The sequence below is a fragment of the Microcoleus sp. w1-18aA5 genome, assembly GCF_036701705.1.
GTDB lineage: Bacteria > Cyanobacteriota > Cyanobacteriia > Cyanobacteriales > Microcoleaceae > Microcoleus.
Map to the genome: position 1 here is coordinate 55,976 of NZ_JAUPTE010000015.1, position 14,772 is coordinate 70,747.

At 45.4% G+C, this 14,772-nt stretch carries 17 protein-coding genes and 1 tRNA gene; 10 read left to right on the forward strand and 8 right to left on the reverse strand.

Going from position 1 to position 14,772, the window contains the following annotated elements:
• Window positions 1-23: 23 nt before the first annotated feature.
• Window positions 24-96 (reverse strand) — tRNA-His (locus Q5691_RS08085).
• 774 nt (window positions 97-870) lie between these two features.
• Between Q5691_RS08085 and Q5691_RS08090 the strand changes: the two genes are divergently transcribed.
• From Q5691_RS08090 to cobA, 4 genes are all read left to right on the forward strand, one after another.
• Entirely contained in the window at window positions 871-2,397 is a 1,527-nt protein-coding gene (locus Q5691_RS08090; RefSeq protein WP_333307964.1) for a serine/threonine-protein kinase, read from the forward strand.
• A gap of 196 nt (window positions 2,398-2,593) precedes the next feature.
• Window positions 2,594-3,277 carry a manganese catalase family protein gene (locus tag Q5691_RS08095; protein WP_333344407.1) on the forward strand — a complete coding sequence of 228 codons (684 nt, stop codon included), beginning with the start codon at window positions 2,594-2,596 and terminating at the stop codon, window positions 3,275-3,277.
• A gap of 272 nt (window positions 3,278-3,549) precedes the next feature.
• Window positions 3,550-4,284, forward strand: a complete 735-nt coding sequence (locus Q5691_RS08100; protein WP_333344409.1) for a sirohydrochlorin chelatase — start codon at window positions 3,550-3,552, stop codon at window positions 4,282-4,284.
• The gene (gene cobA / locus Q5691_RS08105; protein ID WP_333307968.1) at window positions 4,281-5,090 is read left to right on the forward strand and encodes a uroporphyrinogen-III C-methyltransferase; all 810 of its coding nucleotides are present in this window, start codon (window positions 4,281-4,283) and stop codon (window positions 5,088-5,090) included. Before Q5691_RS08100 ends, cobA begins: the two co-directional genes overlap by 4 nt.
• A gap of 147 nt (window positions 5,091-5,237) precedes the next feature.
• On the opposite strand, the gene Q5691_RS08110 is transcribed toward cobA, so the two are convergent.
• The 7 genes from Q5691_RS08110 to Q5691_RS08140 form a co-directional block, all read right to left on the reverse strand.
• Window positions 5,238-7,490 carry a transglycosylase domain-containing protein gene (locus tag Q5691_RS08110; protein ID WP_333213803.1) on the reverse strand — a complete coding sequence of 751 codons (2,253 nt, stop codon included), beginning with the start codon at window positions 7,488-7,490 and terminating at the stop codon, window positions 5,238-5,240.
• A gap of 476 nt (window positions 7,491-7,966) precedes the next feature.
• A complete protein-coding gene (locus Q5691_RS08115) occupies window positions 7,967-8,089 on the reverse strand; it encodes a photosystem II reaction center protein J (protein WP_006635506.1) in 123 nt (40 codons plus the stop codon).
• A 69-nt stretch (window positions 8,090-8,158) separates the two neighbouring features.
• Window positions 8,159-8,281 carry a photosystem II reaction center protein L gene (locus Q5691_RS08120; protein WP_015176850.1) on the reverse strand — a complete coding sequence of 41 codons (123 nt, stop codon included), beginning with the start codon at window positions 8,279-8,281 and terminating at the stop codon, window positions 8,159-8,161.
• A gap of 9 nt (window positions 8,282-8,290) precedes the next feature.
• Window positions 8,291-8,428 carry a cytochrome b559 subunit beta gene (gene psbF, locus Q5691_RS08125; RefSeq protein ID WP_006635504.1) on the reverse strand — a complete coding sequence of 46 codons (138 nt, stop codon included), beginning with the start codon at window positions 8,426-8,428 and terminating at the stop codon, window positions 8,291-8,293.
• A gap of 20 nt (window positions 8,429-8,448) precedes the next feature.
• Window positions 8,449-8,700 carry a cytochrome b559 subunit alpha gene (gene psbE, locus Q5691_RS08130; RefSeq protein ID WP_333139432.1) on the reverse strand — a complete coding sequence of 84 codons (252 nt, stop codon included), beginning with the start codon at window positions 8,698-8,700 and terminating at the stop codon, window positions 8,449-8,451.
• A gap of 56 nt (window positions 8,701-8,756) precedes the next feature.
• The gene (locus Q5691_RS08135; RefSeq protein ID WP_333070732.1) at window positions 8,757-9,770 is read right to left on the reverse strand and encodes a photosynthesis system II assembly factor Ycf48; all 1,014 of its coding nucleotides are present in this window, start codon (window positions 9,768-9,770) and stop codon (window positions 8,757-8,759) included.
• The gene (locus tag Q5691_RS08140; RefSeq protein ID WP_333323360.1) at window positions 9,757-10,092 is read right to left on the reverse strand and encodes a rubredoxin; all 336 of its coding nucleotides are present in this window, start codon (window positions 10,090-10,092) and stop codon (window positions 9,757-9,759) included. The genes Q5691_RS08135 and Q5691_RS08140 overlap by 14 nt, the downstream gene beginning before the upstream one ends.
• A 162-nt stretch (window positions 10,093-10,254) precedes the next feature.
• Between Q5691_RS08140 and ndhC the strand changes: the two genes are divergently transcribed.
• From ndhC to Q5691_RS08170, 6 genes are all read left to right on the forward strand, one after another.
• Window positions 10,255-10,617, forward strand: a complete 363-nt coding sequence (gene ndhC / locus Q5691_RS08145; protein WP_006635500.1) for a photosynthetic/respiratory NAD(P)H-quinone oxidoreductase subunit C — start codon at window positions 10,255-10,257, stop codon at window positions 10,615-10,617.
• Complete coding sequence (ndhK, locus tag Q5691_RS08150) at window positions 10,608-11,330, forward strand: photosynthetic/respiratory NAD(P)H-quinone oxidoreductase subunit K (RefSeq protein WP_333344412.1); 723 nt, start codon at window positions 10,608-10,610, stop codon at window positions 11,328-11,330. The genes ndhC and ndhK overlap by 10 nt, the downstream gene beginning before the upstream one ends.
• A complete protein-coding gene (locus Q5691_RS08155; RefSeq protein WP_332960671.1) occupies window positions 11,323-11,826 on the forward strand; it encodes an NAD(P)H-quinone oxidoreductase subunit J in 504 nt (167 codons plus the stop codon). The genes ndhK and Q5691_RS08155 overlap by 8 nt, the downstream gene beginning before the upstream one ends.
• Window positions 11,827-11,975: 149 nt before the next feature.
• Complete coding sequence (locus Q5691_RS08160) at window positions 11,976-13,418, forward strand: hypothetical protein (protein ID WP_333213797.1); 1,443 nt, start codon at window positions 11,976-11,978, stop codon at window positions 13,416-13,418.
• Between the two features lie 130 nt (window positions 13,419-13,548).
• On the forward strand, window positions 13,549-13,797 hold the full coding sequence (locus Q5691_RS08165; RefSeq protein ID WP_333213795.1) for a DUF4926 domain-containing protein: 249 nt from the start codon (window positions 13,549-13,551) through the stop codon (window positions 13,795-13,797).
• A 115-nt stretch (window positions 13,798-13,912) separates the two neighbouring features.
• Window positions 13,913-14,533, forward strand: coding sequence for a Uma2 family endonuclease (locus tag Q5691_RS08170; RefSeq protein WP_333213793.1), 621 nt, complete (start codon window positions 13,913-13,915; stop codon window positions 14,531-14,533).
• Window positions 14,534-14,772: the final 239 nt, after the last annotated feature.

Genomic DNA, 14,772 nt, shown 5'->3' on the forward strand with positions numbered 1-14,772 from the left:
ATTAAACAGTTGAGAATCAAAAGGGCGAACGATGGGACTTGAACCCACGAATGGTGGTACCACAAACCACTGCCTTAACCACTTGGCTACGCTCGCCGTATCAGTTTTAACTATAGCACCAGATCTCAGCACAAGTCTAGGGGTAAGGCAAAAATATTTTGAAATATTTTTGAGCGTCCCTGAACCGGACAGATCGATTGTGCATTAAATTCCAGGCACAGTAAGAGTTTAGCACAATTTTCGGTCTGTGCGATGATCGCACAGGGCGATCGGCAATTATCTCGCCCCCAGCACTCAATCGATTTTAGATTTTAGATTTTAGATTTTAGATTTTAGATTTTAGAATTGACCCCACGGATAAATTCGGGGGCTCCTTTATCGGATACAGGTTTTTTATGTCTCCACGGATGAACCCGGGGGCTTGTATCCTGGATGCTTTCGGTCATGGGGCGTGGGTTCGGCAGCTCTGGCCGCGTCCCGATTCGATCCAGCGCATTAAAATAGCCTTATCAGCCCAGGCGCATCTACAGTCCAGTTTGATAAAACTCACCTCTGACACCATTTTTAAGAACAGGCAAGATGCCTGTTCCACAAAGAATGAATTTCTTTTAGGGTGGGATCTTCTAGCCCACCCCTAAAAGCCTGATTGAGAATGGTGCAATATCTCAGATGAAATGCTTGTGGGGTGTCCCGCCCGCCCGAAAAATACAACGCCAGAAGCGGGACAGCTTATCCCACACCGCATGAGTTATCAACCATCCCTTTTCTCTCTCTTCTCTTTTCCCTATTCCTTCGCGTCGCTTCGCGTCTTCGCGGTTCGTTTAAAAAAAACTCTTCTCCGCAATCCAAAATCTAAAATCTAAAATCGATATGAGCTACTGTATCAACCCAGAATGTCAAAATCCTCAAAACTCCCACACCGCCAAATTTTGCTTAAACTGCGGCTTTAACCTCTTGCTGAGACAGCGATATCGCCCGATTGAACTTTTAGGTAGAGGCGGATTTGGTAAAACTTTCCTAGCAATTGATGAAGACATCCCATCTCTACCCCGCTGTGCAGTCAAGCAATTTTATTTTTACGACCGCGACCCCGAAATTTTCAACAAAGCAGTTGAATTATTTCGGCAAGAAGGCGTCCGTTTAGACGAACTCGGACAACACCCGCAAATCCCCACATTATTAGCCTGCTTTGAACAAGAAGGTCATATTTATTTAGTTCAAGAGTTTATAGAGGGGCAGACTCTTAAACAAGAATTAGACAAGAGTGTCTACGATGAAAATCAAATTTGGCAACTGCTGCAAGACTTATTGCCCGTGCTGCAATTTATCCACGACAAGCGCGTCATTCACCGCGATATCAAACCCGAAAATATTATCCGCAGACAGTCGGACAACAAACTCGTATTGATCGATTTCGGCATAGCCAAACTGCTGACTGATTCAGCGATACTCCGTTCAGCAACGCTCATCGGCAGTCAAGATTATGTAGCTCCCGAACAAATGCGCGGCAAAGTATTTCCTGCTAGCGACCTTTACAGTTTAGGGGTTACTTGCGTTCGCCTGATGACGCAAGTTCCTCCCTTGGATATGTACGACTGCAACAACGAGCGCTGGTGGTGGCGCGAGTTTCTCCCCAAAGCCACGAGTATTAGCGACGAGTTAGGTGAAATTTTAGATAAATTGCTACAAACTCGTCTCACTCAGCGGTACAGTTTTGCTACGGAAGTTTTGGATGATATCAAAGCAGCTTTAGATATTCGCCATCAACATTTGCTTTCGCCCAAAAAGCCGATCGCTCCTGCTCTTAATCATAGCGACAACTCTTCTGATCTCAACGCGCTACCAACTCCTGATTCTCCGATTTTACCCACAAATGCCGTAGCCAATTCCGCAGAAAATTTTCCCTTCTCTGTTATTTCAAATCTAGATCATACCCTGATTTCTGCCCGGGGAATTAATTATACCAAACTGCGAGATTTTTTGTCAAACAAAAATTGGAAAGAAGCCGATCGCGAAACTTGGGGCTTGATGTGTCAATCTCTTTCCCAGCAACCGGGAACTCAGCTAGAAATTAGCCAAATTTACCAGATCCCCTGCGAAGATTTGCAAACAGTCGATCGCCTTTGGCTGCACTACAGTCAAGGTCGGTTTGGCTTCAGCGTCCAAAAACAGATTTACGAAAGCGTTAAGGGAGACTATATCAGATTTTGCGATCGGGTCAACTGGCAAACCTACAATTCTGCTACTACTTTAGGGCAGATTAAATTTAGTCAGCAAGCACCAATCGGACACCTCCCCTCTCGCACTTGGGTTGGTGGCGTTCAGTGGCTGCGGCATCTCGATGCCCTGTCAGCAAAATTAACCGAGTGCGACAATAATGCAGCTTGTAAATTGTAATTTGGTCTACCGACTCACTAAGTAAAATTTCATATTTAAACTCTACCTGAAAGCAGAGAAATTTGTCGAGCTAGATGTATCCATCGACCGAGGCTCGGTGCGATCGATTGTCGCACAATGGATGCTGAAGGCGAACACAGATAAAGTCTGCAATCCTTCAGACTTTAACAACCGAACTAAAAAGAGGTACCGATCCATGTTTTTTCATAAAAAAGAATTAATGGCTGCAGTCACAGTAGACGAAGCCAACCCCCGTTTTGCCCAATTGCTGCTAGAACAGTTTGGCGGAGCAACCGGAGAACTCACAGCAGCTTTGCAATACTGGGTGCAGTCATTCCACTGTGAAAATCCAGGGATTAAGGATATGCTTCAAGATATTGCTATCGAAGAATTCAGCCACTTAGAAATGGTGGGCCAACTCATAGAAATGCACACCAAAAACGTTGACCAAACAGAAGCTTACAAAAGCACTTTGTTTGCCGTGCGTGGCATAGGCCCACACTTGTTGGACAGCCAAGGTCAAGCTTGGACAGCAGCTTATATCAACGAAGGCGGGGATGTGGTGCGCGATTTGCGCGCTGATATCGGCGCGGAAGCAGGAGCCCGCCAAACTTACGAAGAGTTGATTAAACTAGCACCGGATATGGGAACGAAAAAGACGTTGCAGTTTCTGCTGACTCGCGAAATTTCTCACACTCAAATGTTCATGAAAGCTCTGGAATCGCTGGGTAAACTCACCGATCCGATGTTCGGCAACATTCCGCCAGATAACACCGTAGATCTCTACTTTAACTTGTCCACAAATGGCAAGGATGAACGCGGCCCTTGGAACTCGGAACCTACTTTCAAATACATCGCCGATCCCGCTCCCCAAGGTTAATTTGTGAGTTGTTTAGGGTGTGGGGCTTATAAGATTTAAGCCCTGTATTAAGTAATTTTTAAGCCGCCCACCTTCTTTTGTAAGGTGCGCGGCTTAGAAGATTTAAGCCCTGTGTTGATTAATTTCCAAGCCGGGTACTTTGCTTTAGTTGTTAGAGGCGCGTGACTCGCAAGCTTCAGGTTGAGGGTTGAGTATTTTTCAACTCACGCGCCCCACGGTGTTATAATTATTTTAAATCCGGCTCGAACATTAACATCAAATCTATATTGAAATTGCGATCGACCTATTTATTAGTTTCTCACGGCAGCCGCGACCCCAGACCCCAACTAGCTTTGGAAAACCTAGGTCAACTGCTGTCTCAAACATTGGCTGACTCATTCCCCGCAGTCGCAACCGCCACCTTAGAACTCGGCCCCGCACCGCTGCACGAACAAATTTGCAGTTTTGGCGAACGTACTTTGTCGCTGGGACTGACAGAATTGCAAATACTGCCTGTATTTTTATTGCCGGGAGTTCACGTCGCTGAAGACATACCGGCAGAGGTGGCAATTGCCCAACAAACTTTTGGTGACAAGCTAAAAATTGCATTGCGCCCGCATTTAGGTTCCCAGGAAGCAGGCTTAACAAAATTGGTGAAAAGTCAGATGGAAGAGGTTGCTTTTCTCCCCAATCTGCTATTGCCAAAATGGATTTTATTATCTCATGGCAGCCGTCGGCCCGGAGGTAACTCGACAGTTGAGGAAATCGCCAGTAAACTCGGTGCGCTGACAGCTTATTGGTCGGTAAAGCCGAGTTTGTCAGAGCAAATTGACAGTTTGGTTCGTGGTGGACAGCAGCAAATAGGGATTGTGCCATACTTCTTATTTAATGGAGGAATTACAGATGCGATCGCCAAAAATGTCGCACAGCTAAAGCAGCAATTTCCTGCGGCGGAACTTCATCTCGCGAATCCTCTAGGCGCAAGTGTACAATTAGCAGACTTAATTGGGAATTTAATTCAAAAATGAACCCCAGAGGCACAGAAGAGGTAAAGGAAGCAAGAAAGATGTCTTTAGGAAAAGTGTATTTAGTAGGTGCGGGGCCCGGAGATCCGGGTTTGATGACCTTGAAGGGAAAAGCTTTGTTAGAGTGTGCGGATGTGGTGATTTATGACGCTTTAGTCAGCCCTCAAATTTTGGCAGCAATCAACCCCCAAGCAGAACGAATTGATGCCGGAAAACGCAAAGGGCGTCACTCGTTAATGCAGGACGAAACCACTCAGTTAATGATAGAAAAAGCTGGAGATAATGCGATCGTAGTTCGTCTTAAAGGCGGCGATCCGTTTATCTTCGGCCGCGGTGGCGAAGAAATGGAAGAGTTGGTAAAAGCTGGAGTGTCAGTAGAAGTAGTCCCCGGCGTAACTTCTGGGATTGCTGCCCCTGCTTATGCGGGAATTCCTTTAACACATCGATCGTACAGTTCCTCTGTCACCTTTGTCACCGGCCACGAATCAGCGGGCAAATATCGACCGGAGGTAAATTGGCAGGCGATCGCCCGCGGCTCCGAAACCATTGTAGTATACATGGGAATCCACAATTTGCCTTATATTATCGGTCAGTTAACAGCAGCCGAATTGAGTGCAGAAACGCCCATAGCGTTAGTGCGCTGGGGAACGCGGCCGGAACAAGAAGAATTGATCGGGACTTTGGGTACAATTGTAGAGCAAGTTGAGGCTGCCGGATTTGCAGCACCTGCGATCGCGGTCATCGGAAATGTTGTCAATTTGCACTCAATATTGTCTGGCTGTCGGCCAGTTTCTCAGACTCTAGGATAAGCGCAGAAATTCCCCCTAAATCCTCGTAGGGTGCGCCGGGCCGCGCACCTTACTGCTAAATCTTTTTTGGCGATTAGTTATGCTCGCCAACAACTAACAACCAACCACTAACTAATGACTAATGACTAATGACTAATGACTAATGACTCAACGCGCCACCTGCCGCATATATTCCCCCCACAACTGAGCGGCATTTGAACTACCTCCCCCAGTCGGAGAATTATCATCATTTCCCAACCAAACTCCAGTCACCAGTTGCTGACTCGGAATATAACCGACAAACCACAAATCTCTATTATCATTAGTCGTACCTGTTTTTCCAGCTTCTCCCAACCCCAAAGCAGCACTGCTACCCGTACCTCCCCGCACAACACCTTGCAGCATATCAGTCATCGTATCCGCTACGGCTTCCGAAACTAACTGCCGATTGGCAATGCCATCTTTTTGATACTCATAAATCACCCGGCAACTCTTAAAATCATTTCGATCTTTGCAATCGCTGCTGTCAATAATTCGCTTAATTACGTGGGGGCGATTGCCCAAACCCCGATTTGCCAAAACCCCGAAAGCACCCGTTAATTGCAACACATTAACTTCACTTTCACCTAATACTAAACCAGGGTTAGAACGCAGTTCCGAAGTAATTCCCAAACGTCTTGCCATTCCCACTACATTGTCTAAACCGACATCTTGTGCAATTCTCAAAGCAACTGCATTTTCCGACTGTGCTAAACCCCGATACATATCCGCACTGCCGCTGGTTCTTTCGCAGCCGCTGTAACTTTGTCCGCCCCAGGAAAGGGGAGCGCAAGAATAAGTTTTATCGGGTGAGATTCCCCGTTCCAGGGCCGCTGCATAGGTGAAAATCTTAAATGTAGAACCAGGCTGTCTCAAAGCTTGAGTAGCCCGATTAAACTGACTTTTCAAGTAATCTACGCCCCCAACTAAAGCTAAGACTTCCCCGGTTGTACTATTGAGAGTTACCACGGCTCCTTGAGAAAAACCTGCACTGGCTCCGGCATTTTCAACAGCATTTCTGAGGGAAGCTTCAGCCACTTTTTGCAGGCCGGGATTCAAACCTGTTTCTACAATAAAATTGCCTTCTCTGGCTAACTGCTCCCCCAGCAAAAACTCCAATTCGTCAAATACATAACTGTAGAAATAAGGAGCGATCGTACTTTGCAGATATTGGCGGGCTTTAGGATTGATCTCAATTCGCGATCGCCTTGCGCGATCGGCTTCTTCCTGAGAAACCGTCCCCAGTGCCCGCATCCGTTCGATCACTCGATCGCGGTACTGTACCGCCAACTGATAATTTTGAATCGGATTAAAACTGTTGGGAGCAGGCAAAATCCCTGCCAAAGTTGCCGCCTCTGACAAAGTTAAATCCCTCGCCGACTTCCCAAAATAAAACCGAGCCGCATCCTCAAAACCGTAAAGGTCAATTCCCAAAAACACCCGATTTAAATAAGTCAGCAACAGCTCATCTTTGCTGTAATAATTCTCCAGTTTCAACGCAACTACAGCTTCCCGTAACTTACGTCCTGCCGAATCTTGAGTTCCCACATAATCTCGAAACAAACTTCTCGCTAACTGCTGCGTCACAGTGCTTCCGCCTTCGCGAATTCCTCCCCCGCGAACGTTGGTCAAAAGCGCGCGCAAAACTCCGATCGGATCTACTCCCAAATGCCAATTGTAGCGACTGTCTTCCGAAGCAAGTACCGCCTTGGATAAATAAGGCGAAAAATCCTGTAATTGCTTTAATTCTAAGTGAGCGTTATTCTGAGGAGGACGCAGGGGAGTTTGCCCATCGCGGGCGTAAACAATCACGGGGCCATTGATACTTCTTGGCAGAGGCCGCACTTGAAACTTTGTCGATTCCATGCCTACCAACACGGCAATCACAGCGGTGATTCCACTGACGCTGTAAAAGCTGTAACGCACAAGTTGCAAATACCAAGGCGGCGGATATACAAACTGAATTCTGACAGCGGCGGCTAGTTCCGGCGGCCCTAAAGTGAACACGTCTCCGTGACGCAGGGACATACTTTTAACTCGCCTTTTGCCATTGTAAATGCCGTTTGTGGAGTCTTCATCTTTGATGACAAAAGGAGTCCGCCGCCGAGTATCGCGCGACAGGGATAAGTGGACGTGACTGACAACGGGATTGCGAACTACTATATCTGAAGATTTGGACGATCGACCTAACAAATATCGATCGCCCAACAGCGGATAAACCTCAGCTTTAGCTGCACCAGCATCCTGTACCCACAATTCGGGTACTTTGGCATTAGGTTTCAGCGCTAGCTGGTTAAAATTAACCTTAGCAATAGTCTGGACTGCTTGGGTAATCGCACCCAAGACGGTTTGAGGTTTGCGGGGCGGCGGCGGTGGGGTCATATTTCGCTGTGCACTACGATCGAGCGATCGGCTCTTGCACCATTCTACTCGCAACTTTTGGCTAATTTCACGATCGGCTCACACTCTCTTAGCGATCGTCGGCTAGTGGCGCTCGATTTTGGGGTTATTGGTGAACCCGCAATGCCAGCAGTTGATTGAGCAAATCTCCACCCAACCACCAAAAATCTTCATCTGACAACGCCGGATTAAATTCTCATATCAACTCCGCTAGCATCGGAATTGTAAAATGGAATCAACAGTCAAGACTCAACTATCATTCAGTTTTTCGACCCCGAGTTAACAGTCAACAGTCAACAGTCAACAATAATTCCGGTGCCACCGGAACTTATATCATAAACTGGCCAAAAAATTCACACTATCGATAACAGTTATCCCCGATTTACCAACACAATTCGCATAATTAAAACCCCCCTTGAAAAAGGGGGGTTAAAAGCCGAAAATCAGCTTGATTCTCCTTACATCGAAGAACCCAAACCGGCATAAGCACCGTAGAAGAAAAGACTCACAATGCTGAGAACACCGAGGCCTGCAACAGTAGCTACCAGCCACAAAGGAATTCTGCCACTTTCACTAAACATAGCCATCACCTCACTAATTTACAGCTAAACAAATTCGATGGAACTATCGAAAGCAAACTCAGACACCAGTTAATTAAAGAAATAACTGGAAAACAAAATACCCAAAACAAAAATCAGCAACAAACCCAAATACAAAGAAGTCCGGTTTAACTCAACAGGCTGCTCGTTGGGATTAGGAACGCGCTCAGGCATTGTAAACTCCTATCGTTGAATAAATTGCATTGCTGCGATCGCGCCCAAAAAGAAAATTGTTGGGACACCTAAAGTATGAACTGCCAACCAGCGCACCGTAAAAATCGGATACGAAATTGGCTCATTATTTGGGGTTCTGCTCGTCATTTTTCCAAATCCTTGTTAAATTACTTGGCGTTAATGAACTGATCTACTTGTTTCTTAGCTTCAAAGCGATCCGAAATAATCGGCACTTCTTCCCGCTGCTGTGTGAAATACTGGTTAGGGCGAGGAGTTCCGAAAGCATCGTAAGCCAAACCCGTTTGCACAAACAGCCATCCAGCAATAAACAAAGCCGGAATGGTGATGCTGTGAATTACCCAATAACGGATACTTGTAATAATGTCCCCAAACGGACGTTCTCCAGTTGTACCAGCCATTTAGAATCCTCCTTTCAACAACAAATTGACAGACAATCTCTATTACTATTCTACTATCAAGCAGCTTGCGCGGAACCTTGATATTTAAGTAAAGTACCGCTCGCGCCGATCACAAATCCGCGATCGGGGCCCATAAAGACAATCCTGTAAAAATTAGCCGGAACATCTTCAACTTCGCGGTCTTTTAGCCAAGTTTTCCCGCCGTCCAAACTGCACAGCAAATTGCCGCCGCCGCCGGCTACCCAAACTTCATTATCAGTCCGGTAAGCCATGTCCAGCAAACCCCAACTCGCCTTGCGATCGGGAAAAAACGGTTTTCCCCAACCTTCAGGATTGGACGGGTCACTAAACTGAATTTGACCGCCGCGGGCGAGCATCCACAAACGCCCATCCTTGGTAAAGCCCATATTTTGCAGGCGGCGAGAACTATTGCGGTTGTGAGGTTCCCAAGCTTCTTGTCCGGGCTTCCACACGGAGTAGAAATTGCCCTTCGAGGAAACCGCAACATACTGCCCGTCTTCAGAACGGTTGATATTGCGAACTACCCCAAAAGAATCCTGCACGACAGCTTTCCAATTTTTGCCGCCGTCAGAAGTCCGGTAAATCGCCCCCACATCGGTCGTCATCTCGGCGGAATTCGGGCCCAAAGCCGCGATCGTACTCGGAGAACCTGGCAACTGACTGCTCAAAGCAATCCGCGTCCAAGACTTGCCCTCATCGTTCGTGTGGAGCAAAACTGAAGGCTGGCCGACAATCCAGCCTTCGGAACCCGAAAAACTCACCGACGCAAAACGCGATCGAGGATCGTCGATATCCAGTGCTATAGACTTCCAGCTAGTGCCACCGTCAAGGGTTTCGAGCAGAGTCGCCTCAGAACCCACAACCCAGCCGTGCTGAGGATTGCCCGTAAAGGCAATATCCTGCAAATTAGCTTCCGTCGGCAAGGAAATCACTTGCCAGGGGTTGTAACTCACAGAACCGATGGTGCTGCAACTCGTACAGATGAGCGCAGCGGCCAATAACATTACAATTCGTTGCCAAAATCTCACAATCGTTTTACTGCAAACCATACATACTAAGTAACAACAAGAAACCAACGACCAAGCCGCCAAAAATCAGCAAACTTTTCTGACCTTCGGTCATGCCGTTGACACCGACACCGTAGCGCTGATTTGCCTTAAATCCCGATACCCCTTCCTGCTGACCGAGATTTTGAAACACCGACTTGCGCGCCCCGCAAACGGGACAGACCCAAGTTTGGGGCAAATCTTCAAAAGCCGTGCCAGGGGCAATGTCATTTTTAGGATTCCCTTTTTTCGGATCGTAGACGTAGCCGCAGGCGCGGCACTCGTGCCGATCGAGGGTTTTGGTTTCAGTGGCTCGATCGCTCATAGCTCAAAAAGAGTAGGTAAGCTAATCTTAAAATATACATTAAAAATTATTGCAGAAGATGGAGGATTAATCTCAACTAACTCGTAATTTTAGCTACCCAAAATCTATATAATGTAACAGACAAGTTACAGAACCCTTTCACCTAGGCAGTAATTATTCACCGTGTTTGCACTCAGCGGCTACGAGTATTTCTTAGGCTTCCTGTTAATTTCCAGCCTAGTCCCTATCCTCGCCCTCACGGCGTCTAAGGTACTGCGCCCGAAAAGTCGTCCCTACGACCGACGCACTACCTACGAATCCGGCGTCGAGCCGATCGGCGGAGCCTGGATTCAGTTCAACATCAGATATTATATGTTTGCCCTAGTCTTCGTCATCTTCGACGTAGAGACCGTCTTCCTCTATCCTTGGGCGGTTGCTTTCAACCAGCTAGGACTGTTGGCTTTCATCGAAGCCTTGTTTTTTATCACGATCCTCGTTATTGCTCTTGTCTATGCATGGCGCAAAGGAGCCTTGGAATGGTCTTAAGTTCTGACAAATCACAAAAAGCGCTGATCAACCCAGTCGAGCGCCCGGAAGTCACATCGCAACTCTCAGAGAACGTCATCCTGACAACAGTGGATGACCTCTACAATTGGGCGAGACTTTCCAGCCTGTGGCCGCTGCTTTTCGGCACAGCCTGCTGCTTCATCGAATTTGCAGCTTTGATCGGATCGCGCTTTGACTTCGACAGATTCGGTCTAGTACCGCGATCGAGCCCCCGGCAAGCCGACTTGATCATCACCGCCGGCACAATTACCATGAAGTACGCCCCCATCTTGGTGCGGCTGTACGAACAAATGCCGGAACCCAAATACGTCATCGCGATGGGCGCATGCACCATCACCGGCGGAATGTTCAGCATGGACTCCCCCACAGCAGTCAGAGGCGTTGACAAACTGATTCCCGTAGACGTGTACATCCCCGGCTGTCCCCCCCGCCCTGAAGCGATTATTGACGCAATTATCAAACTGCGGAAAAAAATCGCCAACGATTCCATGCAAGAACGGGCCAATTTGCTGCCAACCCACCGCTACTACACCAGACCCCACAAAATGAAGGTAGTAGACGACATTTTGGACGGCAAATATTTGTCAATTCCCGGCCGGATGGCGCCGCCGAAGGAATTGACCGAAGCAATGGGAATGCCAGTACCACCGGCTTTGCTTGCAGGACAAAAACAGGAGGTAAACCGTGGCTGAGACAGAAACCTCAATTGTTGAAGCCGGGAAGGTTTCCCAGTGGTTGACTCAGAATGGCTTTGAACACGAAGCTTTAGCGGCCGATAATTTGGGCGTGGAGATATTAAAGGTCGATCGAGACTTCTTAATTCCGATGTCAACAGCACTGTATGCCTACGGGTTTAATTATATGCAGTGCCAGTGCGCCTACGACCAAGGGCCGGGACAAGATTTAGTCAGCGTCTACCACTTGGTTAAACTGACAGACAATGCTTCCAAGCCTGAAGAAGTCCGCGTCAAAGTATTCGTACCCCGCGAAGATCCCAGAGTGCCATCAGTATACTGGATTTGGAAAGCAGCCGACTTTCAAGAGCGGGAATCCTACGATATGTACGGCATTGTGTACGAAGGACATCCGAATCTGAAACGGATTTTGATGAACGAAGATTGGGTAGGCTGGCCGCTGCGGAAAGATTACATTTCCCCTGATTTCTACGAATTGCAAGACGCTTATTAAGGGAGTTTTGCGAGGGCGGGTGTAGAGCATAAAATTTGACTTTTGGGGTTAAGTTTTATGCGAAACTCGCCCTCTGTTTTTTTTAACTGGTTCCTCAGCTCTGCCTGGGAACCGATGTCCAAAAACGCTATTTTCAAAAAAGTATTAGTATGGTTTACGAAACTGCTGGTTTAATAGCTTTACTAAGCATAGTAATAGTTTACCTGCAACTTCGCAGGGGTAAGAACAAACCAGAGGATAACAGGCCCGAAGCACAGACAGTTGAGCTTAGGCAAATAAACCAGCAGTTACAACAAGCAAATAACCTATTTACCGCCTTTATAGTTCAAATCCTGGCAAGATTTAAGCAAAAAGAGGCAGAACTCAAGGCAGCTACTACTGAGAACAATTCTTTGAAGCAGACGGTTCAAAGCCTACAACAACAGTTAGCAAGCGTTGAGAGCGAAAGAGATGAAGTAAGGAAAATTTCAACAAATCTTCGTATTGAAAATATTTACTTTGAACAAAAAATTGAAGAACTAGAAGCTCATAAAAAAGTTCTTATTCAAGAATTGGGGGGTTCTCTCAGTAGTCAAGATATAGAGTTTATAACGTGGGAATTTTTAATCGAGAAAGTTAAAGAGGTTACTAGCCAGCTTAATGAAGTCATAGCCCTAAATCAATCCCTCATTAAAACAAATACGGATTTACAGCAAGAAATAGACGTTCTGAGAAGAGACTTAAATCAAGTTAAAGATAATAATACTAGATTGACACAAGATAATCTACAACTCCGAGCTAGCCAAAACTCTTTAGAGTCAGAAATAAGACGAGAACTAGACCGAGTTCAACCTTTAGAGATAGATAATAACCAGCTCCAGCAAGAAAAAACCCAATTAGAAAGAAAGGTTTATGAGTTAAATTTATTAAACTCCAATTCACGTCAATTAGAAACAAAAGTTAAGCAACTAGAAGAGAATGCCAGAGAGCTAGAAAAAGCCAAAATAAGTTTAGAGCTACAGCTAGAAAGAAAGGTTTATGAGTTAAATTTATTAAACTCCAATTCACGTCAATTAGAAACAAAAGTTAAGCAACTAGAAGAGAATGCCAGAGAGCTAGAAAAAGCCAAAATAAGTTTAGAGCTACAGCTTAAGGACGAGAGAAATAAAGTTGCACTTCTTGAGGAAAAAATTAAGATTTTGGAAATTGAAAATGGGGATGAGGAAATTAATCTGCTGCTTGCAAAAATAGATCAACTAAAGGAGATAATAAAAAGACTTCGAGATGGTCATCATGATGAAATAAATTTATTAAAATATTATAATAATTTAGTTTATTTCGTTCAAACATTTTTAGGAACTTCAGGTAGAGAGGAATTAGATGATTGGGGAAAAACAGAAGAGTTTTACATAGAACTTATCAGTAGACTTTGTTTTATCGATACGATACTCGTAACTAAAATTAGATCCTTGGAATATAAATTCCATCCCGTTTATAAGGAATATATTGCTGTGGGTTTAGCTGATAGGTTTAGCTATCCCGGTAAATTTTTGTTTTGGAGTAATGGCGAAATGTGGTCGGAACTAAGTTATTTATTTAATAGTAAGTTGTAATTCATAGTTTATAAATCTAACCGATGAGTTCCAACGAGCGCAAAAAAAACCCAGAAGACGGGGACTTTGAGATGAGATAAACGGAGGGCTACTTATTCGTATCAGCAGTGCCTGGAGGTTATAAAAAAAAGTGGAAAATAATACAATTAAATTACTAGATGTCGTTGCATTGACAGTTGACATTCCTGAATACAATCTGTGGCGCGGACAAGTAGGGACTGTAGTTGAACTGTTGGCTGATGGTGCAGCGTTTGAGGTTGAATTTAGCGATCGCAACGGACGCACTTATGAATCTGTCGGGTTGTATCCAGAGCAAATCATGGTGTTGTATTTTGAGCCAGCATCACCTGATATCAAACCCGAAATGGTTACAGCATAAGCGGCACAATAACTTACGGACTTTATAAAAAATTGTAATTTATAACTGCAGATGCACGCAGATAAACGCAGATAGATAGAGATATAATTTATATTATCGGTGATTCTGAAAACCTATGACTCAAGCTTTACCCAAACTCGTAAACTTCGAGGAATTTGTGGAGTGGCTACCTGAAAATTCGGCGGTACGCTACGAACTGCATAATGGAGATATTGTTGAGATGGCACAACCAGTAGGCGAACACGAGGAAGTTATAAGCTTTCTTGCAGTCGAAATTCCTGTTGAAATCAAACGTCTGGGATTGCCCTACGGTATCCCCCGCCAAGTGATAGTTAGACCTCCTGAAAAAGATTCTGGTTATTTGCCTGATGTGTTGGTGCTGAATCGTGGAAATCTGGCGAACGAAACATTGTGGAAAAAACAATCTATCCTAACTTGGGGTGCATCGATACCGTTGGTAATTGAGGTTGTGTCAACCAATTGGCGCGATGATTACTATTTGAAATACGCTGATTATGAAGAGATGGGTATCCCTGAATATTGGATTGTGGATTATGCTGCGTTGGGTGGACGCAATTTTATTGGCAATCCTAAACAACCGACAATTTCTGTCTGTAACTTGGTTGATGGTGAATATCAAATCCTCAAGTTTCGAGAGAACGATCGCATTGTGTCGCAAACTTTTCCTGATTTGAACCTCACTGCAAACCAGATTTTTCAAGCTGGTTTAGTGTAAGCTGATATCTTACAGATTGGGATTTTTTAACCGCAGATGCACGCAGATAAACGCAGATGAGCTCACAGGAATTTCTTATCAAAAGCAAAGAAACCGGGTTTTTGACCTCGCAAAAAAACCCGGTTTCTGACTACTCGTGCGTAAGCCTTATAAACGTAAAATATCGTTTACGGTTGTTTCTGAATGATTAAACCGCAGAGAACACAGAGGACACTGAGTCAGAGATTGAGAGAGATGAT